Source organism: Burkholderia sp. CpTa8-5, from assembly GCF_017815045.1.
Classification (GTDB): domain Bacteria; phylum Pseudomonadota; class Gammaproteobacteria; order Burkholderiales; family Burkholderiaceae; genus Burkholderia; species Burkholderia sola.
In genome coordinates this window covers 164,374-188,003 of record NZ_JAGIQD010000011.1, presented here as the reverse complement: position 1 = coordinate 188,003, position 23,630 = coordinate 164,374, and the positions used below count along the sequence as shown (strand labels likewise).

Below are 23,630 nucleotides of genomic sequence, written 5' to 3'. Positions count from 1 at the left end.
GGTTTCCCGCCGATGTTGCGATCCAAAGCATCATGGCTTTCGCTGAGCGCTTTCCTGTTTGACCTGACGGCGGTCACCGCCGCGTGGTTGTTCGCCTATCTCGTCCGATTCAACGGCAGCGTTCCGTCCGATTTCATGGGCGGCGCGCTGATGGCGCTCGTCTGGGTGTTGCCGGTCTACGCGCTGATGTTCCTCGTGTTTGGGCTGTACCGCGGGCTGTGGGTGTTTGCGAGCCTTCCCGATCTGATGCGGATTTCAAAGGCAGTCATCGGCGGCGGCGTGATCGTGATGATCGGCGCCGTGATGTTCCAGCCGCAGCCGATCATTCCACGTTCGGTGCTGCTCGTGTCACCGCTGATGCTGTTCCTGGTAATGGGCGGTGCCCGGGCGCTGTACCGCGCGACGAAGGAGTACTACCTGTATGGCGGGCTCGTCGGCAAGGGCAAGCCGGTGCTGGTGCTTGGCGCCGGCACGGCCGGCGCGAGCCTTGCGCGCGAGCTGTCGCGTTCCGGCGAATGGCGTCTGGTCGGCTTGCTCGACGATGACGTCACGAAGCAGGGCCGCGAAATCTACGGCTACAAGGTACTCGGCTCGTTCAACGACCTGAAGCACTGGACCGACGCGCTGAAGGTTGAATACGCGATCATCGCGATTCCGTCGGCGTCGGTCGAGACCCAGCGTCGCGTCGCGACGCTGTGTGTGCGCGCCGGCATCAAGGCGATGGTGCTGCCGTCGCTGACCGCGCTGATGCCGGGGCAGGGCTTCCTGTCGCAGGTACGGAACATCGATCTCGAGGATCTGCTCGGCCGCGACGCGGTGACGATCGACACACCGCACGTCGAGGCGTTGCTGCGCGGCCGCGTCGTGATGGTGACGGGAGCGGGCGGCTCGATCGGCTCCGAACTGTGCCGGCAGATCCTCCGCTTCAAGCCGGCGCAGCTCGTCGCGTTCGACCTGTCCGAATACGCGATGTATCGGCTGACCGAGGAACTGCGCGAGCGCTTTCCCGATCTGTCCGTCCTGCCGATCATCGGCGATGCGAAAGACTCGCTGCTGCTCGACCAGGTGATGTCGCGTCACGCACCGCACATCGTGTTCCACGCGGCTGCGTACAAGCACGTGCCGTTGATGGAAGAGCACAACGCGTGGCAGGCGCTGCGCAACAACGTGCTCGGCACCTATCGCGTGGCCCGCGCGGCGATTCGCCACGACGTGCGTCACTTCGTGCTGATCTCGACCGACAAGGCGGTCAATCCGACCAATGTGATGGGCGCGAGCAAGCGCCTCGCCGAGATGGCGTGCCAGGCGTTGCAGCAGACGAGCGACGGCACACAGTTCGAGACGGTGCGCTTCGGCAATGTGCTCGGCAGTGCCGGCAGCGTGATTCCGAAGTTCCAGCAGCAGATCGCGAAGGGCGGGCCGGTGACGGTCACGCATCCCGAGATCACGCGCTTTTTCATGACGATTCCGGAAGCGTCGCAACTCGTGCTGCAGGCGTCGAGCATGGGGCGCGGCGGAGAGATCTTCATCCTCGACATGGGCGAGCCGGTCAAGATCGTCGATCTCGCGCGTGACCTGATTCGTCTGTACGGTTTGTCTGAAGGGCAGATCCGGATCGAATTCACGGGGCTGCGGCCTGGCGAGAAGCTCTACGAGGAATTGCTCGCGGACGATGAGACGACCACACGCACGCCGCATCCGAAGCTGCGAATCGCGCGTGCGCGGGAAGTGCCGGACCATCTGCTCGATGAGCTATTGCCTTGGCTGATGCAGCACCGCGTGCTCAGCGACGACGAAGTGCGGCGCGATCTGCGGCGCTGGGTGCCGGAATATCAGACGACGGCGACTCCGGTGCTTCAGAGCGTGCCGAGACGGGCGATTGCCAGCGAGTGATCGCGCCGTAATAGATCGCGAAATAACAGGCGATCGCGGAATCGATGCCGTTCAGTAGCCAACTGAACGGCATTTTTATTGGTAGGTTCGCCGCAAGCACATCCGGATTGGCGCGGGACGCGTTGCGGAGGCGATGCATGCGGTCGAGCAACATCCGAGGCTCGTGCGACGTCTATTGGGGCGCGACCGCAGAGGCAAATTTCGCTGCCCGAACTTCGGGTTCGATACATCGGAGTATTTGACTACCCACCGATTCCTTCCTATGTTTTCCTCAAGGTAGCCGTGCGATTGCCGTAAAGAAAAAAGGCGAGAAGCCAAATACGAGGCTCTACGGTCCATACCAATTCGATGAAAACGGAACAACTTGTCAGGGGAATAGGGGCGGCACTCTTGGTGCTTGCGCTCGCAGGCTGCGGCGGCGACGACGCGGGTCCGACTGTGACTGCCGCGCAGGCGGGCAAACTGTCGGCGCTGCGGGCCACCGGTAACGCGGTTAGCGCGGCGCCTATGAGTGCGACGGCGCCCGTCCATGTTGCGCTGGTGCTCAAGCTCAATGACGAAGCCGGGCTGAACCGCTTCGTGCAGCAAGCGCGGACACCCGGCAGCGCCAACTTCGGGGCCGTGCTGACTTCTGCCCAGATTGCTGCGCGGTACGCACCCACCACGACCCAGGTTGCCACCGTGAAGGCCTACTTGGCAAGTAAAGGCTTCACGAACATCAGCGTCGCCGGCAACAACATGATCGTCGAAGCCGATGCCCCGGCCGGCGTGATATCGGGTGTGTTCCAGACGACGCTCGTACCGGTCGCGATGGCGGACGGCACCAGCACGCATATCAACACCGCCCCGGAGACGGTGCCCGATGCGATCGGCGGTGTCGTTCAAGGAGTTCTCGGGCTCGATACCGCGACTCGCCTGCGCCCGAATTTCGTACGCGCGTCCAATGCCGCCGCCGCGCCAACGGCGAACGCATCGCCGACGACTTCCGCCGTCACGGTGGGCCACAATCCGACGGATTTTCCCCGCATCTATTCCGTCGGCAGCGCCCCGACGGCGGCGAACATCACAGTCGGCATCATTGCCGAAGGCGACGTGACGCAGTCCGTCATCGATCTGGCGACGTTCGAAAGCAATAACCATCTGCCCGCCGTACCCGTTTCCGTGATTCATGCCGGACTGTCGAGCGGGGACACGAGCGCAACCATGGAATGGTCGCTCGATAGCCAGACCATCGTCGGGATGTCAGGCGGCCTCAAGCAACTCAATTTCTACGTTGCGCGGTCGTTCGCGTGGAGCGATATGGCGCTTGCAATCAATCGCGCCGTGACCGACAACACCGCCCGGGTCATCAACATGTCGATCGGCGGTTGCGAGAACTGGGCGCCGACGGCGGTCATCGACACGCTGTTCCAGCTCGCCGTCGCGCAGGGGCAGACTTTTTCGGTCAGTTCCGGCGATTCAGGCAGCGTGGCGTACGGCTGCTCTGGCACATCGGTGCAATACCCCGCGACGTCACCGTACGTGGTGGCTGTCGGCGGCACGACGCTCTATACGAACGGGAACGGCAGCTACGCAGGCGAGACGGCCTGGGATTCCAGTGGGGGCGGCATCAGTGGCATCGAGCCGATCCCGTCGTGGCAGTCGAATGTTCCGGCGCTCAAGGGCCGCGCTTTTCGGGGTATGCCGGACATTGCATTCGACGCCGATCCGAACAGCGGCGAAGCAGTCGTCGTGGGCGGACAACTCGTGACAATGGGTGGGACGAGCCTGTCCGCGCCGCTGTTTGCTGCGACCTGGGCCCGCATGCTGTCCGGGCCCTGCGCGACGAATCTCGGTTTTGCGGCGCCCACGCTGTACAGCGTCCAGGCCACGACGCCATCGATCCTTCGCGATATCACCTTCGGGTCGAACGGCGCATATAGTGCAGGCTCGGGATGGGATTTCGTGACCGGCTGGGGCACGCCGAACGTCAGCGCGATGTATTCCGCGATATGTGGTTCGACGGCGGCGATTTACGGCGGTGTGATCAACCAAGGTACGACGCTCAGGCCGGGGCAAATCCTGTATTCGGCTTCCCGAAGCCATCAGTTGGCGATGCAGAATGACGGCAACCTCGTGCTTTACAACACCGCCAATGGTGCTGCGGTGTGGAATTCAGGCACTTACGGAAATGCCGGAGCGTATGCCGTCTTCCAGGACGATGGCAACTTCGTGGTGTACGGCGCGAGCGGCAACGCGCTGTGGAACTCGACGACCAGCAGCACGTCCTACAGCCAGTTTCTCGTCGTGCAGGACGACGGCAACCTGGTGATATACCGATCGTTTGTTCCGGTGTTCGACACATCGACCGCTTCCAGCGTATACGCGAACTCCACGACCGGCCCGGCGGTCTGGAAGGGTGGCGTTACCCTCGGCAGTGGCCAGAGTTTTACTTCAGGCAATGGCGCGAACGTGCTGGTCATGCAGGGAGACGGAAATCTCGTGCTGCTTCGCCAAGGCGTTGTGCAATGGAATTCGGGTACTTATAGTCATCCGGGCGCATTCGCGGCGATGCAAACGGATGGCAATCTGGTCGTCTACAGTTCGACGGGTGTCCCGCTCTGGTATTCCGGCACGAGCGGCAATTCAGGCGCGGCGACTTATGTTCAGGACGACGGTAACGTCGTGATCTATGTGCCATTGCCGCGCTGGAGCACGAACACAGCAGGCGCCTAGCCGTTTCACTCGTCGCTTCGCGGCCGAATATCCGTACGGCCCCCGCCACCGGCGGCGGGCCGTGCGAGCCGGGCAACAGGCTGGCAGTGGCCCCTCAATGCCCCCGCTTCTCCTTCCTCACCACCATCCACCGCGGCGCCCTGAACCTGACGATGCTGAGATAAAGCCACACATACGTCAGCGCGAACACCACGACAAACACGAACAGATGCACGGTATGCCGCCAGAACAGCGTCGCCGGTATCACCGCGACGAGGCACAGCAACCACAGATAAGGTGACGTGAGCGAATTCCGCCGCGTCAGATCATGCGCGTGCTTCGTCCCGACGGCCCACCGCATCAGCCGTTTGTACACGAGCATATGCAGATGCACGCCGTCCGGAATCCCCGGCGACATCCCGCGGATGAACTTCTTCCGGTAGATCGAGAAGCAGGTCTCGAAGATCGGATACATGAACAACAGCACCGGATACCAAGCGGACACCTCGCGATTGCGCATCACCAGCATGATCGCAAGCTCGGCAAGCATGAACCCGATGAAATACGCGCCGCCGTCGCCAAGAAAGATCAGCCCCGCCGGGAAATTCCACAGGAAGAAGCCGAGCACCGCGCCCATCATGATGATCGACGCGGACATCACGACCGGGTCGTTCACATGGAACGCGACATACGCGAGCGACGCGAACATCATGAAGCTGACCATCGACGCGAGCCCGTTGAACCCGTCGATGATGTTGATCGCGTTCGCGAGCGCCGCGACCGCGAGCACCGTGATGAACGCCGAGATGGCCACGTAGCCGAGCAGGAAATCGAGCGGCGGCACGCTGATGCGCTTGACCGCGATGCCCAGCAGCCAGAACGCCAGCGCGGCCGCGCCCATCGTGCAGAGCAGCCGTGCGCGCGGCGACACGCGCTTGGTCAGGTCTTCGACGAGGCCCGACAGGAACGCCGGCATCCCGCAGGCGACGATCCCGAGAATGCTGCCGGCGATCGTCGGATAGCGCCGCGACACGAGCAGCGCGGCCACGACGACCCCGGCGAGGATCCCGATGCCCCCGACGCGCGGCACGGGCCGCACGTGGAATTTCTGCACGCCGGCCAGGTCGCTGTCGATCGAGAATTTCTCGTGAAGGTGCGCGTAGCGCACGATGAACAGCGTGACGAGCAAGGAGACGATGAAGCCGGACGCGAAGCTGAGCATGGGATCGCTCGAAAAATGGACAGCGGATTATACAAAACCGCGCGGGTTCCCCTCCTGCCATCGCCAGTGGTCGGCACACATTTCCTCGATGCCGAGCGTCGCACGCCAGCCGATGATGTCGGCCGCGGCCTGCGGGTTCGCATAGCACTCGGCGATGTCGCCCGGGCGGCGCGCGACGAGTTCGTACGGCACCGGACGGCCCGACGCCTTCTCGAACGCGCGCACCACTTCCAGCACGCTGTAGCCTTTCCCGGTGCCGAGGTTCACGACGAAGCTCGCGTCGCGCTTGGCCAGTGCGTCGAGCGCGGCGATGTGCCCCTTCGCGAGATCGACGACGTGGATGTAGTCGCGCACACCGGTGCCATCCGGCGTCGGGTAGTCGGAGCCGAACACGCGCAGCTTTTCCAGCTTGCCGACCGCGACCTGCGCGACGTACGGCATCAGGTTGTTCGGGATGCCGGCCGGATCCTCGCCGATCAGCCCGCTCGCGTGCGCGCCGACCGGGTTGAAGTAGCGCAGCGTCGCGATCCGCCACGACGGGTCCGAGACTTCGAGATCGCGCAGGATCTGCTCGGCGATCAGCTTCGACTGGCCGTACGGGTTCGTCGCGGACAGCGGGAACGATTCGTCGATCGGCGAGCGTTCGGGCACGCCGTACACGGTCGCGGACGAGCTGAACACGAACTGCCTGACGTTGCGCTCGCGCATGACCTTGAGCACGGCGAGCAGGCCGCCGATGTTGTTCTGGTAGTACTCGAGCGGCTTCGCGACCGATTCGCCGACGGCCTTGAGCGCCGCGAAGTGAATCGTGCCGGTGATCGGGTGCGCGTCGAATACCTTCGCGAGCGCGGCTTCGTCGCACACGTCGACCTGGTGGAACGCGGGCGTCTTGCCCGTGATCCGCTCGATGCGGCGCACGGATTCGGCCTTGCTGTTCACGAGGTTGTCGACGATCACGACGTCGTAGCCGTTGTCGAGCAGCTCGACGGCCGTGTGCGAGCCGATATAGCCCGCGCCGCCGGTAACGAGGATGGTGCCTTTAGCGGTCATGCTGATGCGCTCCTTCAGAGTGTGAATCCCGTCAACGAATGGATGGTCTCCCGGTAGCGTTCGACGACCTGCTGTTCGTCGAATTCCGCCGCGACCTTGTGCCGGCCGCTTGCGCCCATCGTCGCCCGGCCTTGCGGCCCGAGCGCGATCATGCGATTCATTTGCTCCGCGAGGCTCGCGCTGTCCCGCACGCGACACAGGAAGCCCGTTTCGCCGTCGGCGACGACGTCGCGGCAACCCGGCACGTCGGTCGCGACGATCGGGCGGCCCATCGCCGATGCTTCCATCAACGTGCGCGGCACGCCCTCTCGGTACGACGGCAGCACGACGCAATCGGCCGCCGCGATGTGCGGGCGCACGTCGTGCGCTTCGCCGAGATACTCGACGATGCCTTCGCCGACCCATGCGTCGACGTCCGCGCGACCGATCGCGCTCGGATTGTCGACGCCGAGCGGCCCGAGCAGCTGGAAGCGCGCGTTCGGAAAGCGCTCGCGCACGAGACGCGCGGCCTCGACGTATTCGCGTACGCCCTTGTCCCACAGCAGCCGGCCGATCAGGATGAAGACGGGCGCGTCGCCGCCCGGCAGCGGCACGGGCGAGAACTGTTCGAGATCGACGCCTTCGCCGTGCAGCAGCCGCGCGCGCTCGGGATGCGCGAGCAAGCGCTCGTCGGTGAAGGTCGCGAGATCGTCGCGATTGAGGAACCACACCTCGCGCGGGAAGCGGAACGCGAACCGGTACAGGCGCTTCGCGACGCTCGCCGCGCGGCTCTTCTGGATGAACACGTAGCCGAGGCCCGTCGTCACCGCGATCGACGGCACGCGCGCGAGCCACGCGGCCACCGAGCCGTAGATGTTCGGCTTGATCGTGTAATGGAACACGAGATCGGGCCGCAGCGCGCGGTAGTGGCGCGCGAGCGCGGCGAGCGTGCCGAGATCCTCGCGCGGGCTCGTGCCTTTCGACGCGACGGCAAGCGCGACGTAACGGCAGCCCATCTGCTCGAGCAGCGGCACCGTGCGGTCGTGCGGCGCGATCACGACGACCTCGGCGCCGCGCGCGACGAGCGCACGGATCAGCCCGTGGCGATACGTATGGATCGCCCAGGCCGTGTTGCAGACGAGCGCGATGCGCAGCGGGGACGTGGTGGACATGAAAAAAAGAAAAAATAAAGCGTCGTAATTGCCGGACGGGCCGGATGCGCGTCAGGCGGACGGCCGCGCGGCGAACAGCGTCTGCTTGATGCGCTGCAGCGTACGGTACGGCGTCACGAAATGCAGCAGGTTCTTGGCGAGGCCGGCCCAGTCGTACGGGTTCAGCACGTTGAAGTGGCGCAGCAGCAGCGTGAGCGTCGACACCAGCTGGCGCCGGCGTTTGGTCGCACTGATCCCGCCCTCGTTAAGCTCGTAATACAGGCCGAGTTCCGGCAGGTTCGCGCAATCGTAGCGTTGCATTAACCGTAAAAAAAGATCGAGATCCTCGGCCGCGCGGTACTTCGCCCGATAGTTGCCCACTTCGCGCACGGCGTCGATGCGCAACATGACCGACGGATGCACGAGCGGCGAGCGCAGGAAGCGCGTGCGGCGCAACGTGCGCGGGTCGGCGGGCGGCGTCAGCATGAAGCGCGGCTCGCCGGCGCGCGACACGACCTGCGTCCACATGCCGACGCAGGCCACGCGCGGGTGGGCGTCGAGATACGCGCGTTCTTTCGCCAGGCGCTGCGGCGTGGCGAGATCGCCCGCATCGATGCGGGCCGCATAGCGGAAGCCGCGCGCGGCGAGCGCGTCGATGCCGGCCGCCAGCGCGCGTTCGATGCCGCCGTTGCGCGGCATGCGCAGCACGTCGATCGACAGGCCTGGCAGGTCGGGCGCGACGATCGGCGGCGTGCTGCCGTCGTCGACGATCAGCACGTGCACGGGTGCGTCCTCGCGAAACGACGCGAGGGTCCGGGCGACGTCGTCGTGCCCGTTGTAGGCCGGCATCAGCACGGCCACGTCGTCGAGCGGGGGCGGGCAATCAGGGGACGTCATGTTCGCAGCTTGAAACGGATGTAATAAAAGTTGACGGCAGCAGCAGCCAGGTAGCCGGCCGCCAGCCCGACGAGCGCGCCGTACAGGCCAAGCCGCGGGATCGCGAACAGGTTGACGAGCACGGCGATCGCCAGCGCGAGCAGCCATTTCGACAGCAACACGAATTTTGCTTGATATTTGAGAACGATAAGATTGCCTATCGCCTCGATGCCGGCCGGCACGGACAGCCAGACGGCCCAGCGGAAGATGTCGACCGACGCCTCGTAGCCGCGGCCGAACACCTTGCCGACGATCAGCGGGGCGGCCGCGTCGAGCACGAGCGCGCCGGCCGTCATCAGGCCGGCCGTCATCGCGATCAGCCGGACGATGTTGCGGCGCAGCCGCGCGACGTCCTGCACGCGGTACACGAACGCGGGCGCGATGGTCTGCGCGAGCATCAGCGCGAGCGTGATCCAGTTCTCGTTGAGCTGCTGCGCGGCCGAATAGCGGCCGAGATCGGCGAACGACACGTGGCGCTCGAGCATCAGGCGGTCGAGTTTCAGGAACAGGTACATGCAGATGAGGCCGAGCCAGAACACGGTGCCGGCCGTTGCAAAGTGCCGGAACAGCGATGTGTCGAACCTCCAGCCGAGCGCGCCGCCGTTACGATGGCGGTAGTACAGCAGCAGCGCGAGGCCGATCGCGGCGGCTTCCAGCGCCCACAGCCACGCGAAGCGGGCGGGGCCGGCGGACGCGCGCACCAGCAGCCAGACGAGCAGCGCCTTCGCGAGCGCGGTGACCATGCTGGCGACGAGCTGCGGCTTGCTGTAGGTCATGCTCTGCAGCCACGCGTTGATCACGCCGACGAACGGCTCGCGAAACACCATCGTGACCGCGAGGCCCGCGAGCATCGCGCCGACCAGCGGGTCGAAGGCGCCCGCGGCGATCGCGATCCAGGTCGCGGCGAGCGCGGCGACCGACACGGCGATGCGCAGCACGAACGCGCTGCCGAGCACCGCGCCGAGCTGGGCGGGCGGGCGCTGGACGATGGTCGGGACGAGGATTTCCGCGCCGCACACCCAGGTGAGCGGCGCCAGTACCAGGAGAAGCGTATTCGCATACTGCCATTTGCCGAACACATCTGGCCCGAAATAACGGGCCAGCAGGCCGCTGATCGCGATCGCGACGCCGATCTGCGTGAGCCGTTCGAGGCCCAGCCAGACGAGGTTCGCGACGGCTTTCGCGACGTCCGGGTTGCCGAAGCGCTTCAGCATGCGCGGCAGCGACGGCGCGCGCGGGGGGCGGCCGAAAGCGGCGGGTGGGCGGCGGCGGGACGGCTAGGCATTAAAATAGGCGGTATGCGCGTCATCAAAACCCGCGATTATAAGTGGGATCGCGACCGCTCCAGCCGTTCCGTTCCTTGTTTTGCGGGGCCGCCTGTATCATGCGCGGCACCGGCGAGAGGCGGCCAGCCAAGCCAGACAATTTTCCATGCACGCAACTGAGAGAGAAGAGAATCGATGATCTCCCAATCCATCTTCAAGGCATATGACATCCGTGGCGTGGTCGGCAAGACACTCGACGTCGACACGGCGCGCGGGATCGGCCGCGCATTCGGCAGCGAAGTGCGTGCGCAGGGCGGCGATGCGGTCGTCGTCGCGCGCGACGGCCGCCTGTCCGGGCCGGAACTCGTCGGCGCGCTGGCCGACGGCCTGCGGGCGGCCGGTGTCGACGTCGTCGACGTCGGCATGGTGCCGACGCCGGTCGGCTATTTCGCGGCGAACGTGCCGCTCGCGCTGAAGGGCGGCGAGCGCCGCGTCGATTCGTGCATCGTCGTCACGGGCAGCCACAACCCGCCCGACTACAACGGCTTCAAGATGGTGCTGCGCGGCGCCGCGATCTACGGCGAGCAGATCCAGGCGCTGTATCGCCGCATCGTCGACGAGCGCTTCGAGACGGGCAGCGGCACCTATGAGGAAATCGACGTCGCCGATCAATACATCGCGCGCATCGTCGGCGACGTGAAGCTCGCGCGGCCGCTGAAGCTCGTGGTCGACGCCGGCAACGGCGTCGCCGGCCCGCTCGCGACGCGCCTGTTCAAGGCGCTCGGCTGCGAGCTCGTCGAGCGCTTCACCGACATCGACGGCACGTTCCCGAACCACCACCCCGATCCCGCCCACCCGGAAAACCTGCAGGACGTGATCCAGGCGCTGAAGGACACCGATGCGGAGCTCGGCTTCGCGTTCGACGGCGACGGCGACCGCCTGGGCGTCGTCACGAAGGACGGCCAGATCATCTATCCGGACCGCCAGCTGATGCTGTTCGCGGAAGAAGTGCTGTCGCGCAACCCGGGCGCCCAGATCATCTACGACGTGAAGTGCACGCGCCACCTCGCGCAGTGGGTGAAGTCGAAGGGCGGCGAGCCGCTGATGTGGAAGACGGGGCACTCGCTCGTGAAGGCGAAGCTGCGCGAGACGGGTGCGCCGCTCGCCGGCGAAATGAGCGGCCACGTGTTCTTCAAGGATCGCTGGTACGGCTTCGACGACGGCCTGTACACCGGCGCGCGCCTGCTCGAGATTCTCGCGAAGACGGCCGATCCGAGCGCGCTGCTCAACAGCCTGCCGGACGCGATGAGCACGCCCGAACTGCAGCTCTGGCTCGACGAAGGCGAGAATTTCCGCCTGATCGAGCAGTTGCAGAAAGAGGCGAAGTTCGACGGCGCCGACGAAGTCGTGACGATCGACGGCCTGCGCGTCGAGTACCCGGACGGCTTCGGCCTCGCGCGTTCGTCGAACACGACGCCGGTCGTCGTGATGCGCTTCGAAGCCGAGACGCAGGAAGGGCTCAAGCGTATCCAGGACGACTTCCGCCGCGTGCTGACGGCCGCGAAGCCGGACGTGAAGCTGCCGTTCTGAGCGCCGGCGGCTAGCGGGCCGCCCGTACGACGGCCCGTTCAGCGGCCGTGCTGGTCCCGAAAAGCGGCGCGCGCCCCAGGCGCGCGGCCGCTTTTTGTCTGTCCGGCCCTTCGGCCGGGATAAAATCCCCCCTTTATGTCTGTCGCCGGCTGTCAGCCGGCGTTTTTTCAGCGTGCAAAAGATCCTGATCGTGCGCGTGTCGTCGCTGGGCGACGTCGTGCACAACATGCCGGTGATCGCCGATATCCGGCGCCGCCACCCCGATGCGCAGATCGACTGGCTCGTCGAGGAAAGCTTCGTCGACCTCGTGCGGCTCGTCGACGGCGTGCGCAACGTGCTGCCGTTCTCGCTGCGCCGCTGGCGCAAGAAGCCGTTCTCGGGCGCGACGTGGCGCGAGATCCGCGCGTTTCGCCGGCGCCTCGCCGCCGAGCAGTACGACCTCGTGATCGACTGCCAGGGCCTCATCAAGACGGCGTGGGTCGCGAGCTGGGCGCGCGGCCCGCTCGTCGGGCTCGGCAACCGGACCGACGGCGCCGGCTACGAATGGCCGGTGCGCTTCTTCTACCGCAAGCGCGTGCCGATTGCGCCGCGCACGCACGTGGTCGAGCGCTCGCGTCAGCTCGTCGCGGCCGCGCTGGACGACCCGGCGCCGACCCCGGCCGATCCGGTCGAGTTCGGCCTCGACACGCGGGCGGCGGCGCTCGCGGTGGCCGCGCTCGGCCTGAACCTGCCGGTGCCGTACGTCGTGTTCGTCCACGCGACGTCGCGCGCCGACAAGCAGTGGCCGGACGCCGCATGGATCGAGCTCGGCCAGGCGCTCGTGCGGCGCGGCGCGTCGCTCGTGCTGCCGTGGGGCAACGACGCGGAACGCGCGACCAGCGAGCGGCTCGCGAAGGAATTCGGCGCGGCGGCGATCGTGCCGCCGAAGCTGTCGCTGCCGGCCGTGGTCGGGCTGATCGACGGCGCGGCCGCGACGGTCGGGGTTGATACAGGTCTGGTTCACATCGCGGCCGCGCTGAAGCGTCCGACGGTCGAACTGTACAATTTCGCGACGGCCTGGCGGACCGGCGGCTACTGGTCGCCGAACGTCGTCAATCTCGGCACGGCGGGGCAGCCCCCGTCGATCGCGCAGGTGAAGTCGGCGCTCGCGGGCTTCGGTCTCCTGTAATGCTGTCCACACGCGAACCGATCATGAGCGAATCCCAGATCATCGAAGTCCCGTCCGCCGACTGGAGCGGACACAACCTGTCGGCGCCGCGCGAGCAGTTGCTCGCCGCGGTCGAGGAAGGCAAGGTGCTGTATTTCCCGCACCTGCGCTTCGCGATCGAAGGCGGCGAGGAAGCGCTGCTCGATCCGGCGCTCGCCGATCCGAAACGCAAGAACATCAGCCTCGCGCCGAACGGCGGCGCGCTCGCCGGCGTGCTCGGCGACAGCGTCACGCAGTCGGCCGTGCGCGCGCTCGTCGCGCGCTTCCAGCAGCAGGCCGGCACGCTCGTCGACGGCCTCTTTCCCGAATATCGCGGCAAGCTGCGCGTCGCGCCGACGAGCCTGCGGCTGATGCAGGTCGAAACGCGCCAGACGTCGTGGCGCAAGGACGACAGCCGCCTGCACGTCGACGCATTCCCGTCGCGGCCGAACTACGGCGAGCGGATCCTGCGCGTGTTCACGAACGTGAACCCGGCCGGCGCGCCGCGCGTGTGGCGCGTCGGCGAGCCGTTCGAGGACGTCGCGAAGCGCTTCCTGCCGAAGATCCGGCCGCAGTTCCCGGGCTCGGCGTGGTTGCTGAACCTGCTGCACGTGACGAAGTCGCCGCGCAGCGCATACGACCACCTGATGCTGAACCTGCACGACGGGATGAAGGCCGACCTCGATTACCAGAAGACGTGTCCACAGCAAACGATGCCGTTTCCGCCGGGCAGCGTGTGGATATGTTTCTCCGATCAGACTTCGCACGCTGTGATGTCCGGCCAGTTCATGCTCGAGCAGACCTTCTTCCTGCCGGTCGATGCGATGGTGCGCCGCGAGTGCGCGCCGCTCGGCATTCTCGAACGCCTGACGGGCAGGGCGCTGGTTTGAGCGCGCACCTGCTTCGACGTCACTCGAGGGCGGCCGCATGCTGAGGGCGATCTATCGCGCGCTGTGGTGGCTCGTCGCGCCGGCCGCCGTGATCCGGCTCTATGTGCGTTCGCGCAAGGAGCGCGGCTATCGCGAGCATATCGGCGAGCGCTTCGGCCACGTCGCGGGCCGTTCGCCGGACGATCGCGCGCCGCTGATCTGGGTGCATGCGGTGTCGGTCGGCGAGACGCGCGCCGCGCAGCCGCTGATCGATGCGCTGATGCACGCGCGCCCCGATGCGCGCATCCTGCTCACGCACATGACGCCGAGCGGCCGGGCGACGGGCGAACAGATCTTCGGCGATCGCGTGCTGCGCTGTTATCTGCCGTACGACATGCCGGGCGCGGTGCGGCGCTTCCTGCGCGCATGGCGGCCGACGCTCGGCCTCGTGATGGAAACCGAGGTGTGGCCGACGCTGATCGACGAGTGCCGCCGCGCGGACGTGCCGCTCGTGCTGACCAATGCGCGGATGTCCGCGCGTTCGTTCCGGCGCGCGGCGAAGTTCGGCACGGCGACGCGCGACGTGTTCGGCGGCTTCTCGCGCGTGCTCGCGCAGAGCCCGGCCGATGCGGAACGGCTGACGTCGCTCGGCGCCCGCAACGTGACCGTGCTCGGCAACCTGAAATTCGACATGACGACGCCGCCGGAACTCGCGGCGCGCGGCCATGCATGGCGCGACGCGATCGGCGCGCGGCCGGTGTGGGTCGCCGCCAGCACGCGCGAGAATGAAGAAGCGCTGGTGCTGCAGGCGTTCGCGGAAATGCGCACGCCCGGCGCGTTGCTGGTGCTCGTGCCGCGTCATCCGCAGCGTTTCGCCGAAGTCGAGGCGCTCGTCGCGCGCAGCGGGCTCAAGTGCGTGCGGCGCTCCGCCTGGGCGGCCGATGCGGCCGCGCTCGCGGCCGGCCGGCCGGCCGCCGAACCGTTGGCCGGCGACGTGACGGTGCTGCTCGGCGATTCGATGGGCGAGCTCGGCGCGTACTACGCGGCGGCCGACATCGCGTTCATCGGCGGCAGCCTGTTGCCGCTCGGCGGGCAGAACCTGATCGAGGCGTGTGCGGTCGGCGTGCCGGTGCTGATCGGGCCGCACGTGTTCAACTTCACGCAGGCGACCGCCGATGCGCTCGCGGCCGGTGCGGCGATGCAGGTCGCGGATCCGCTCGATCTCGCGCACGTGCTCGACGCGCTGTTCGCCGACAAGGCGCGGCGCATCGCGATGGGCGCGGCCGGCGCGGCGTTCGCGTCGCGTCACCGTGGCGCGACCGCGCGCACGGTCGACGTGCTCGCCGCGTTGCTGCCGGCCGGCGAAGCCGGTGCGCGTGCGCTGCCGGGTGGGCAGGACGCCTCTTCCGAAGACGAATAGACGAAGGGCGGCGCAAGGCCGCCCGCGCACGCATGGCGGCGACGTGAGCCGCCGCCATGCCGCTCACACCGTCAGCAAACCCTTCTTCTCGATGAACGCGATCACGTCCGCGACGCCGTCGAGCGCCTTCAGGTTCGTCATCACGTAAGGCCGCTCGCCGCGCATCTTCCGCGTGTCGGACGCCATCACGTCGAGATTCGCGCCGACCAGCGGCGCGAGGTCGGTCTTGTTGATCACGAGCAGGTCGGACTTCGTGATGCCGGGGCCGCCCTTGCGCGGAATCTTCTCGCCGCCGGCCACGTCGATCACGTAGATCGTCAGGTCCGACAGCTCGGGGCTGAAGGTCGCCGCGAGATTGTCGCCGCCGGACTCGATGAACACGATGTCGGCATCTGGGAAGCGCGACAGCATCCGGTCGACGGCTTCGAGGTTGATCGATGCATCCTCGCGGATCGCCGTGTGCGGGCAGCCGCCCGTCTCGACGCCCATGATGCGTTCCTCGGGCAGCGCGCCCGCGACCGTCAGCAGCCGCTGGTCTTCCTTCGTATAGATGTCGTTCGTGATCGCGACGAGGTCGTACTTGTCGCGCATCGCCTTGCACAGCATTTCGAGCAGCGTGGTCTTGCCGGAGCCGACGGGGCCGCCGATGCCGACGCGCAGCGGCGGCAGTTTCTTCGTGCGGCGGGCGGAGGAGGGAGCAGGTGCGTTCATGGTCGGGCGAAGAGGTTCAGGAGCGGAACAACCGCGAATACTGGGTTTCGTGCCGCGCGGACAGGATGCCAAGCTGCGGCGCGAACGTGTTGACGGCGTCGGGCGGCGTCGCGAGCGCACGGCGCACGGCCGCGTCGATCGCGCCGCGCAGCGCGACGATGATGCGTTGTCCGGCGAGCTGCCCGAGCGGCACGGCTTTCAGCGCGGCGGACGTCTGGTTCTCGACCCAGCCGAATGCATACGCGGCGAGCGTCGCGTCGGCACTGGCGTCGTGTGCGGCGGCCGCGTACGCGAACGCGGTCGGCAGCGCGATCGGCGACAGCGACGCGAGTGTCGCGCGGCGTGCGGCGTCGCCCCATTCGAGCGACGCGCACAGTTGCGCGAGCGACCAGCCCATCTGTTCGGTTTCGCGGCGCAGTTCGGCCGATTCGCGGCTCGCGACGAACCACGCGTTCTCGGCGGCGAGCGCGTGCGTGTCGTGCGCCTGCCAGCGGGCGAGCTGGTGCGCGAGGAATGGCAATTCGCCGTGCGCGAGCACGTCGGTCAGGCCGCTCGCGATCCAGTCGCGCGCGGAATCGGCGTCGCGGATCAGGTTCGCGTCGAGCGCGGCTTCAAGGCCCTGCGAATAGCTGTACGCGCCGATCGGTAGTGCGGGCGACGCGAGGTGCAGCAGCGCGACGAGTTCAGTGGTGGTCATGACCGTGGTGGCCGTGCGTGCAGCCGGGACCATGCTGATGGCCGTGATCGTGATCGTGATCGTGCGAATGCGAATGTCCATGGTGTTCGCCGAACACCTGCTGCGCCAGCGCATAGTCCTCGGCGAACGTCGCGTCGTGCCCGTGCTTGTGGCCGCCGCCGTACGCGCCGGCTTCCGGCTGGAACGGCGCGCGCGCCTCTTCGACCTGCGTGCCGAGCCGGCGCAGCATGTCCGCGAGCACCGGATCGGCTTCGAGCTTCAGGTAGCCGTCGCCGATCTCGACCGGCGTATGGCGGTTGCCGAGATGGTAGGCGGCGCGCATCAGCGTGAGCGGATCGGCGGCGCGCACGAGCAGCACCGTTTCGGATGCCGCGGCGATACGCACGAGCGCGCCGTCGTCGGCGACGAGTACGTCGCCGTCGCGCAGCACGGTGCCGCGCGGCAGCAGGACTGCGACGTCCTCGCCGGTGTCGAGCGTCGCCGCGAGGCGGCTCTTGCAGCGGGCGTCATAGGCGAGCGTGAGCGTCGGCGCGCGTGCGACGAGCGACGCGGCGAGTTTCACGTTCGGGGCAATGCGTTTGTCGAGGGTGCGCATGACACTGAGGATTCCGGATCAGAACAGGAAATAGCGCTGCGCCATCGGCAGCACCGTCGCCGGTTCGCAGGTGAGCAACTGGCCGTCGGCGATCACGTCGTAGGTTTCCGGATCGACGCTGATCGACGGACGCCATGCGTTGTGGATCATGTCGGCCTTCGTCACGTTGCGGCAATTGCGCACCGGCACGATCCGCTTCGCGAGGCCGTAGCGCTCCGCGATGCCCGCATCGGCCGCCATCTGCGACACGAAGGTCAGCGACGTGCGCGCGAGCGCGCCGCCGCGCGTCGCGAACATCTCGCGGTAGTGGACCGGCTGCGGCGTCGGGATCGACGCGTTCGGGTCGCCCATCTGCGCGAGCGCGATCATCCCGCCCTTCAGGATCATCGACGGCTTGATCCCGAAGAACGCGGGCTCCCACAGCACGAGGTCGGCCCACTTGCCGGGCTCGATCGAGCCGACTTCATGCGCGATCCCGTGCGTGAGCGCCGGGTTGATCGTGTACTTCGCGACGTAGCGTTTCGCGCGGAAGTTGTCGTTGCGCGCACCGTCTTCCGGCAGTGCGCCGCGCTGCACCTTCATCTTGTGCGCGGTCTGCCACGTGCGGATGATCACTTCGCCGACGCGGCCCATCGCCTGCGAATCGGACGACAGCATCGACAGCGCGCCGAGATCGTGCAGGATGTCCTCGGCCGCGATCGTCTCGCGGCGAATGCGCGATTCGGCGAACGCGAGATCCTCGGCGATCGACGGATCGAGGTGATGGCACACCATCAGCATGTCGAGATGCTCGTCGAGCGTGTTGATCGTGTACGGGCGCGTCGGATTGGTCGACGACGGCAGCACGTTCATCTCGCCGCACACCTTCAGGATGTCGGGCGCATGGCCGCCGCCCGCGCCTTCGGTGTGGTACGTGTGGATCGTACGGCCCTTGAACGCGGCGACCGTCGATTCGACGAAGCCGGCCTCGTTCAGCGTGTCGGTGTGGATCGCGACCTGCGTGTCGGTGTCGTCGGCGACCGACAGGCAGTTGTCGATCGCGGCGGGCGTCGTGCCCCAGTCCTCGTGCAGCTTCAGGCCGATCGCGCCGGCCGCGATCTGCTCGACGAGCGGCTGCGGCAGGCTCGCATTGCCCTTGCCGAGGAAGCCGAGATTGATCGGCCAGCCGTCGGCCGCCTGCAGCATCCGCTCCATGTGCCACGGGCCCGGCGTGCAGGTCGTCGCGTTGGTGCCGGTGGCCGGCCCCGTGCCGCCGCCGAGCATCGTCGTGACACCCGAGGCCAGCGCCTCGTCGATCTGCTGCGGGCTGATGAAGTGGATGTGCGTGTCGATGCCGCCCGCCGTCACGATCAGCCCTTCGCCGGCGATCACTTCGGTCGCGGCGCCGATCGCGATCGTCACGCCCGGCTGGATGTCGGGGTTGCCAGCCTTGCCGATCGCGGCGATGCGGCCGTGCTTGATCGCGATGTCGGCCTTCACGATGCCCCAGTGATCGAGGATCACCGCGTTCGTGATGACGGTATCGGGCACGTCGGCGGCCACGCGCTGCGACTGGCCCATCCCGTCGCGGATCACTTTCCCGCCGCCGAATTTCACTTCCTCGCCGTACGTGGTGAAGTCGCGTTCGATCTCGATCAGCAGTTCGGTATCCGCGAGCCGCACGCGGTCGCCCGTCGTCGGCCCGAACATTTCCGCGTACGCGCGGCGGCTCAAGCGTAGTGTCATGTTGCTGTTCCTGAAGAGCGGGGCGGCTTACAGCGGCCCCATCACCTTGCCCTGAAAACCGTAGACGGCGCGATCGCCCGCGAGTGCGACCAGCTCGACGGTGCGCGTCTGGCCCGGCTCGAAGCGCACGGCGGTGCCGGCCGCAATGTTCAGGCGAAAGCCGCGCGCGGCCACGCGATCGAACGACAGCGCGTCGTTGACTTCGAAGAAGTGGTAGTGCGAGCCGACCTGCACCGGGCGGTCGCCGGTGTTCGCGACGACGAGCGTCAGCGTCGCGCGGCCCGCGTTCAGTTCGTGTTCGCCGTCGTCGGTGAGGATTTCGCCGGGGATCATGCGGGGCCTCACGGAATCGGGTGGTGGACGGTCACGAGCTTCGTGCCGTCGGGGAAGGTCGCTTCGACCTGGATGTCGGGAATCATTTCGGGCACGCCGTCCATCACGTCGTCGCGCGTGAGCAGCGTCGTGCCGTAATGCATTACCTCGGCCACGGTCTTGCCGTCGCGCGCGGCTTCCATCAGCGCCGCAGTGATGAAGGCCACCGCCTCCGGATAGTTGAGCTTCAGGCCGCGTGCGCGACGGCGCTCGGCCAGCAGCGCCGCCGTGAAGATCAGCAGCTTGTCCTTCTCGCGGGGAGTCAGTTTCATGAAGGCAGACGTTCAGGAAAACGTAATTTTTATCGGTGCGCGCGCAACCGGGCAGGGGGCGGATCATCGTAGCACCGCGCTGTTTGGCGTGCGTCGTGTATCGACTATGTAAGCAGCAAGGTGCGTGCCATGTGCATCCGGCGTGCTGTCGTGCGCATTCGTGGTGCGCGATGCATGTACAGGGTGCGCGGTGTGGGGTGGCGTTGCGCCGAAACGGTGCGTGACGCGTGCGCGATCAGGTTTGCCAGAGACGCAGCGGCCGCGCGTCGACGCCGTGCACGATCGGTCGCAACTGCAGCCAGCAGTCGGTGAAGTGGCGCTGCAGCGCTTCCATCGACGTCGACAGCGCGCGGACCAGCACGACGCCGGGTGTCACGCAGGTCGCGCCCGCGCGCAGCGTCGCATCGAACGGCATCCGCGCGGCGAGCGATTCGGCGAGCGCGGCGTCGCACGCGGCGCCGGCGGCCCACAGCGTGCCGTACGCGGGAAAGCCGGCGAGGCCCTGCAGCGCGCCGCGCAGCGGGTCGCGCGCGTCGAGCAGCGCGCGCTCGGTCCACAGCGGTCGGCCGTCGGCATCGACGAGTGCCGAACCCGACGCGATGCGGCCCGCCGACCACGTTTCGCCGGCCGCCTGCCGGCCGAGCTGCGTCGCGTCCCAGCCGATCGCGCTCGCGCCCGCGCCGAGCGTCACCGTGAAGTCGAGCGCGGCGTGGGCCGCGTCGAAGAACAGGTTGTTCTGCGGCAGCCAGTCGAGCTTCGCGTGCGCGCCGACCGCGATGCCGATGCGCTGCGTCGCGTCGAGCCCGTTCGACTTGTACCACTTGGTCGCGCCGGGCGTCGTGAGCACCGCATGCGTGCCGTCGCCGAGCGCGATGTCGATGTCGAGCCGGTCGCCGCCCGCGACGCCGCCCGGTGGGTGCACGATCACCGCGTGGCAGACCGCGTCGCCTTCCGGGTACAGCGGCCGCTGCACGCGCAACGGGCCGTCGTGCAGCCGGTGCGCGAGCGTCGTGCGCGCACCGTGCCGCTCGAAGCCGAGTTCGAGGCGGCCGCACCACGACTTGGCGACGGCGGGGCGGGACAGCGTGGCGTGCGAATCGGGGGCGGACATCGGCGGCGAACGGGAAACGAGGAAGCGGGTGCGAAGAACGTGGATGCTACCGGAACAATAATGCAGATGCCGCGTTCGCAGGAAGTGCCGCGTGCGGGCGTCCCGCGAGTCGGCCGTACGTGTTCCCCGCCGTGCCTACCGCCGTGCCTACCGTCACACCGCGATCAACTCGCGCACGCCGTTCGTCTCCATGTCCCGCGCGTCACCCCCCGCGATGACCTCCCCGCGACTCATCACCCAATATCGATCCGCGATCGAGCGCGCGAAATCGTAATACTGTTCGACCAGCAGCACGGTCATCTTCGATTCGTCGACGAGCTGGCGCAGCGTGCGCCCGATGTCCTGGATGATCGACGGCTGGATGCCTTCGGTCGGCTCGTCGAGGATCAGCAGCTGCGGCTCGCTCATCAGCGCGCGGCCGATCGCGAGCTGTTGCTGCTGACCGCCCGACAGGTCGCCGCCGCGCCGCGCACGCATGTCCTTCAGCACCGGGAACAGGTCGTAGATGCGATCGGGCACTTTCGACGGCGCCTTGCGGCTCGCCGCGCCCACGAGCAGGTTCTCCTCGACGGTGAGTCGCGGAAAGATGTCGCGGCCCTGCGGCACGTACGCGAGCCCGGCCGCGACGCGCGCATACGGCGGCAGTGCGCCGAGCGCGGTGCCGCGCCACGACACGCTGCCGCTTTTCGCGGCGACGACCCCCATCAGGCAGCGCAGCAGCGTGCTCTTGCCGACGCCGTTGCGGCCGAGCAGCACGGTGAGCTTGCCGTCGTCGGCCGCGAGGTTCACGTTGCGCAGGATATGGCTGCCGCCGTAGTACTGGTTCAGCGCTTCGATTTTCAGCATCGCATCATCGTCCGAGGTAAGACTCGATCACCGCGTCGTCGCGCTTGACCTGGTCGAGCGTGCCGTGCGCGAGCACCGCGCCTTCGGCCATCACCGTCACGCGCCCCGTGTCGCCCGCGAGCGCCGCGACGAACTCCATGTCGTGCTCGACGACCATCATCGAGCAGGTGCCGCGCAGCGTGTTCAGCAGTTCGGCGAGTTCCATCGTCTCGTGGTCGGTCATCCCGGCCGCCGGCTCGTCGAGCAGCAGCAGCGCGGGACGCTGCATCAGCAGCATGCCGATTTCGAGCCGCTGCTTCTGCCCGTGCGACAGCTCGCCGGCCGCGCGATACGCTTGGCTTTCGAGGCCGATCAGCGCGAGCGTCTCCTCGATCTTCGCCTGCGCGGTACGGTCGAGCCGCGCGCGCAGCGACGCGAGCCAGCCCTTGTCGGTCTGCATCGCGAGTTCGAGGTTTTCCCACACCGGATGCTGTTCGAACACGGTCGGCTTCTGGAACTTGCGGCCGATGCCCGCCCGCGCGATCTCGGGTTCGTTCATCCGCGCGAGGTCGATCGTCTGGCCCAGAAACACCTTGCCCGCATCGGGCCGCGTCTTGCCGGTGATGACGTCCATCATCGTCGTCTTGCCCGCGCCGTTCGGTCCGATCACGCAGCGCAGCTCGCCCGCGTCGATCGCGAGCGACAATTTCTTGAGCGCACGAAACCCGTCGAAGCTCACCTCGATATCCTCGAGATAGAGGATCGTGCCGTGCGACGTGTCGATGCCGGCCGGCACGACGCGCCCCATCGACGCGCTGCCGCTGACGGCGAGCAGCTCGTCCTCGAGCGGCGGCGTGAACTGATAGAGAGCCGTTCCGTTCATGCGCGTTTCCCCTTCGCGAGCACGGTTTCGACGAGGCCCATGATCCCGTGCGGCAGCAAGAGCGGCACGAGCACGAAGATCAGGCCGAGGAAGAACAGCCAGTATTCGGCGAAGTACGCGGTGAAGAAACTTTTCGCGCCGTTCACTGCGAACGCGCCGACGATCGGCCCGATCAGCGTGCCGCGCCCGCCCACCGCGACCCAGATCGCCATCTCGATCGAGTTGCCGGGCGACATCTCGCCGGGATTGATGATGCCGACCTGCGGCACGTACAGCGCGCCGGCGATGCCGCACAGCACGGCCGACACGGTCCACACGAACAGCTTGTACGCGAGCGGGCTGTAGCCGAGGAACATCAGCCGCGTCTCGCCGTCGCGCACGGCGGTCACCACGCGTCCGAGCTTGCTCGTGACGATCGCGCGCGCGGCGACGAACGCGAGCACGAGCGTCGCGAAGGTCAGCAGCAACAGCACCGTGCGCGTGCCCGGCGACGTGATCGAGAAGCCGGCGATGCGCTTGAAATCGGTGAAGCCGTTGTTGCCGCCGAAGCCCGTCTCGTTGCGATAGAACAGCAGCATCGCGGCGAACGTCATGGCCTGCGTGATGATCGACAGGTACACGCCCTTCACGCGCGAGCGGAACGTGAAGAAGCCGAATACCCACGCGAGCACGGCCGGCACGAGCACGACGAGCGCGAGCGCCCACGCGAGATGCTGCGTGCCGCTCCAGTACCACGGCAACTGGTGCCAGTCGAGGAACACCATGAAGTCGGGCAGGTCGCTGCCGTACTTGCCTTCGCGGCCGATCTCGCGCATCAGGTACATGCCGATCGCATAGCCGCCGAGCGCGAAGAACAAGCCGTGGCCCAGGCTCAGGATCCCGCAGTAGCCCCACACGAGATCGAGCGCGAGCGCGGCGATCGCGTAGCACATCAGCTTGCCGGCGAGCGTCATCGTGTACGCGGACAGATGGAACGCGCTGGCTTCCGGCGCGACGAGCGCGGCGAGCGGCACGCCGACGCCGATCGCCACGCATAGCGCGACGAGCGCGAGCCACGCGCGACGCGAGAGCAGCGCGGGGCGGGGCGGCAGGCCGAGCGCGAAGCCGTCCGCCGCGCGCGCGCCGGCAGCGGGCTTCGACGTGTCGGCGACCGGGTTCGACATCGAATCGGTGTATGAAGTCAC

The 23,630-nt window shown here is 67.3% G+C and carries 21 protein-coding genes; 6 read left to right on the top strand and 15 right to left on the bottom strand.

Features of this window, described 5'->3' with window-relative positions:
- Positions 1-12: 12 nt before the first annotated feature.
- Positions 13-1,893, top strand: a complete 1,881-nt coding sequence (locus J8I35_RS19035; RefSeq protein ID WP_209926557.1) for a nucleoside-diphosphate sugar epimerase/dehydratase — start codon at positions 13-15, stop codon at positions 1,891-1,893.
- A gap of 393 nt (positions 1,894-2,286) precedes the next feature.
- Entirely contained in the window at positions 2,287-4,608 is a 2,322-nt protein-coding gene (locus J8I35_RS19030) for a protease pro-enzyme activation domain-containing protein (RefSeq protein ID WP_348522275.1), read from the top strand.
- 94 nt (positions 4,609-4,702) lie between these two features.
- Here the strand turns inward: J8I35_RS19030 and J8I35_RS19025 are convergent, their stop codons facing one another.
- From J8I35_RS19025 to J8I35_RS19005, 5 genes are read right to left on the bottom strand one after another with little or no spacing between them, the layout of a single operon-like run.
- On the bottom strand, positions 4,703-5,809 hold the full coding sequence (locus tag J8I35_RS19025; protein WP_050011658.1) for a glycosyltransferase: 1,107 nt from the start codon (positions 5,807-5,809) through the stop codon (positions 4,703-4,705).
- Positions 5,810-5,836: 27 nt separating this feature from the next.
- Positions 5,837-6,859 (bottom strand): UDP-glucose 4-epimerase GalE, encoded by a 1,023-nt coding sequence (gene galE, locus J8I35_RS19020; RefSeq protein ID WP_209926553.1) that lies wholly within the window; start codon positions 6,857-6,859, stop codon positions 5,837-5,839.
- Positions 6,860-6,873: 14 nt separating this feature from the next.
- Entirely contained in the window at positions 6,874-8,010 is a 1,137-nt protein-coding gene (locus J8I35_RS19015; RefSeq protein WP_209926551.1) for a glycosyltransferase family 4 protein, read from the bottom strand.
- Positions 8,011-8,061: 51 nt separating this feature from the next.
- A complete protein-coding gene (locus J8I35_RS19010; protein ID WP_089488215.1) occupies positions 8,062-8,886 on the bottom strand; it encodes a glycosyltransferase in 825 nt (274 codons plus the stop codon).
- On the bottom strand, positions 8,883-10,139 hold the full coding sequence (locus J8I35_RS19005) for an oligosaccharide flippase family protein (RefSeq protein ID WP_209926549.1): 1,257 nt from the start codon (positions 10,137-10,139) through the stop codon (positions 8,883-8,885). Before J8I35_RS19005 ends, J8I35_RS19010 begins: the two co-directional genes overlap by 4 nt.
- 246 nt (positions 10,140-10,385) lie before the next feature.
- On the opposite strand from J8I35_RS19005, the gene J8I35_RS19000 reads away from it, so the two are divergent.
- From J8I35_RS19000 to waaA, 4 genes are all read left to right on the top strand, one after another.
- Entirely contained in the window at positions 10,386-11,780 is a 1,395-nt protein-coding gene (locus J8I35_RS19000) for a phosphomannomutase/phosphoglucomutase (RefSeq protein WP_089488217.1), read from the top strand.
- 124 nt (positions 11,781-11,904) lie between these two features.
- On the top strand, positions 11,905-12,948 hold the full coding sequence (gene waaC, locus J8I35_RS18995) for a lipopolysaccharide heptosyltransferase I (protein ID WP_310639816.1): 1,044 nt from the start codon (positions 11,905-11,907) through the stop codon (positions 12,946-12,948).
- 23 nt (positions 12,949-12,971) lie between these two features.
- On the top strand, positions 12,972-13,856 hold the full coding sequence (locus tag J8I35_RS18990) for a Kdo hydroxylase family protein (protein ID WP_006485119.1): 885 nt from the start codon (positions 12,972-12,974) through the stop codon (positions 13,854-13,856).
- Positions 13,857-13,893: 37 nt separating this feature from the next.
- Positions 13,894-15,255 (top strand): lipid IV(A) 3-deoxy-D-manno-octulosonic acid transferase, encoded by a 1,362-nt coding sequence (gene waaA / locus J8I35_RS18985; protein WP_209926547.1) that lies wholly within the window; start codon positions 13,894-13,896, stop codon positions 15,253-15,255.
- 63 nt (positions 15,256-15,318) lie between these two features.
- On the opposite strand, the gene ureG is transcribed toward waaA, so the two are convergent.
- From ureG to urtC, 10 genes are all read right to left on the bottom strand, one after another.
- Complete coding sequence (ureG, locus tag J8I35_RS18980) at positions 15,319-15,966, bottom strand: urease accessory protein UreG (protein WP_050011650.1); 648 nt, start codon at positions 15,964-15,966, stop codon at positions 15,319-15,321.
- Between the two features lie 16 nt (positions 15,967-15,982).
- Positions 15,983-16,663 (bottom strand): urease accessory UreF family protein, encoded by a 681-nt coding sequence (locus tag J8I35_RS18975; protein ID WP_209926546.1) that lies wholly within the window; start codon positions 16,661-16,663, stop codon positions 15,983-15,985.
- Complete coding sequence (ureE, locus tag J8I35_RS18970; RefSeq protein ID WP_124714503.1) at positions 16,650-17,258, bottom strand: urease accessory protein UreE; 609 nt, start codon at positions 17,256-17,258, stop codon at positions 16,650-16,652. The genes J8I35_RS18975 and ureE overlap by 14 nt, the downstream gene beginning before the upstream one ends.
- Positions 17,259-17,276: 18 nt before the next feature.
- On the bottom strand, positions 17,277-18,983 hold the full coding sequence (gene ureC, locus J8I35_RS18965) for an urease subunit alpha (protein WP_050011647.1): 1,707 nt from the start codon (positions 18,981-18,983) through the stop codon (positions 17,277-17,279).
- 27 nt (positions 18,984-19,010) lie between these two features.
- Positions 19,011-19,316 (bottom strand): urease subunit beta, encoded by a 306-nt coding sequence (locus J8I35_RS18960; RefSeq protein WP_124638652.1) that lies wholly within the window; start codon positions 19,314-19,316, stop codon positions 19,011-19,013.
- An 8-nt stretch (positions 19,317-19,324) separates the two neighbouring features.
- Positions 19,325-19,627: an urease subunit gamma gene (gene ureA / locus J8I35_RS18955; protein ID WP_006406310.1), complete on the bottom strand. Its 303-nt coding sequence runs from the start codon at positions 19,625-19,627 to the stop codon at positions 19,325-19,327.
- A 235-nt stretch (positions 19,628-19,862) separates the two neighbouring features.
- Entirely contained in the window at positions 19,863-20,738 is an 876-nt protein-coding gene (locus tag J8I35_RS18950) for an urease accessory protein UreD (RefSeq protein ID WP_209926544.1), read from the bottom strand.
- A 153-nt stretch (positions 20,739-20,891) separates the two neighbouring features.
- Positions 20,892-21,584: an urea ABC transporter ATP-binding subunit UrtE gene (urtE, locus tag J8I35_RS18945; RefSeq protein ID WP_050011644.1), complete on the bottom strand. Its 693-nt coding sequence runs from the start codon at positions 21,582-21,584 to the stop codon at positions 20,892-20,894.
- 4 nt (positions 21,585-21,588) lie between these two features.
- A complete protein-coding gene (gene urtD, locus J8I35_RS18940; RefSeq protein WP_209926538.1) occupies positions 21,589-22,446 on the bottom strand; it encodes an urea ABC transporter ATP-binding protein UrtD in 858 nt (285 codons plus the stop codon).
- A complete protein-coding gene (gene urtC, locus J8I35_RS18935) occupies positions 22,443-23,630 on the bottom strand; it encodes an urea ABC transporter permease subunit UrtC (RefSeq protein WP_209926536.1) in 1,188 nt (395 codons plus the stop codon). Before urtC ends, urtD begins: the two co-directional genes overlap by 4 nt.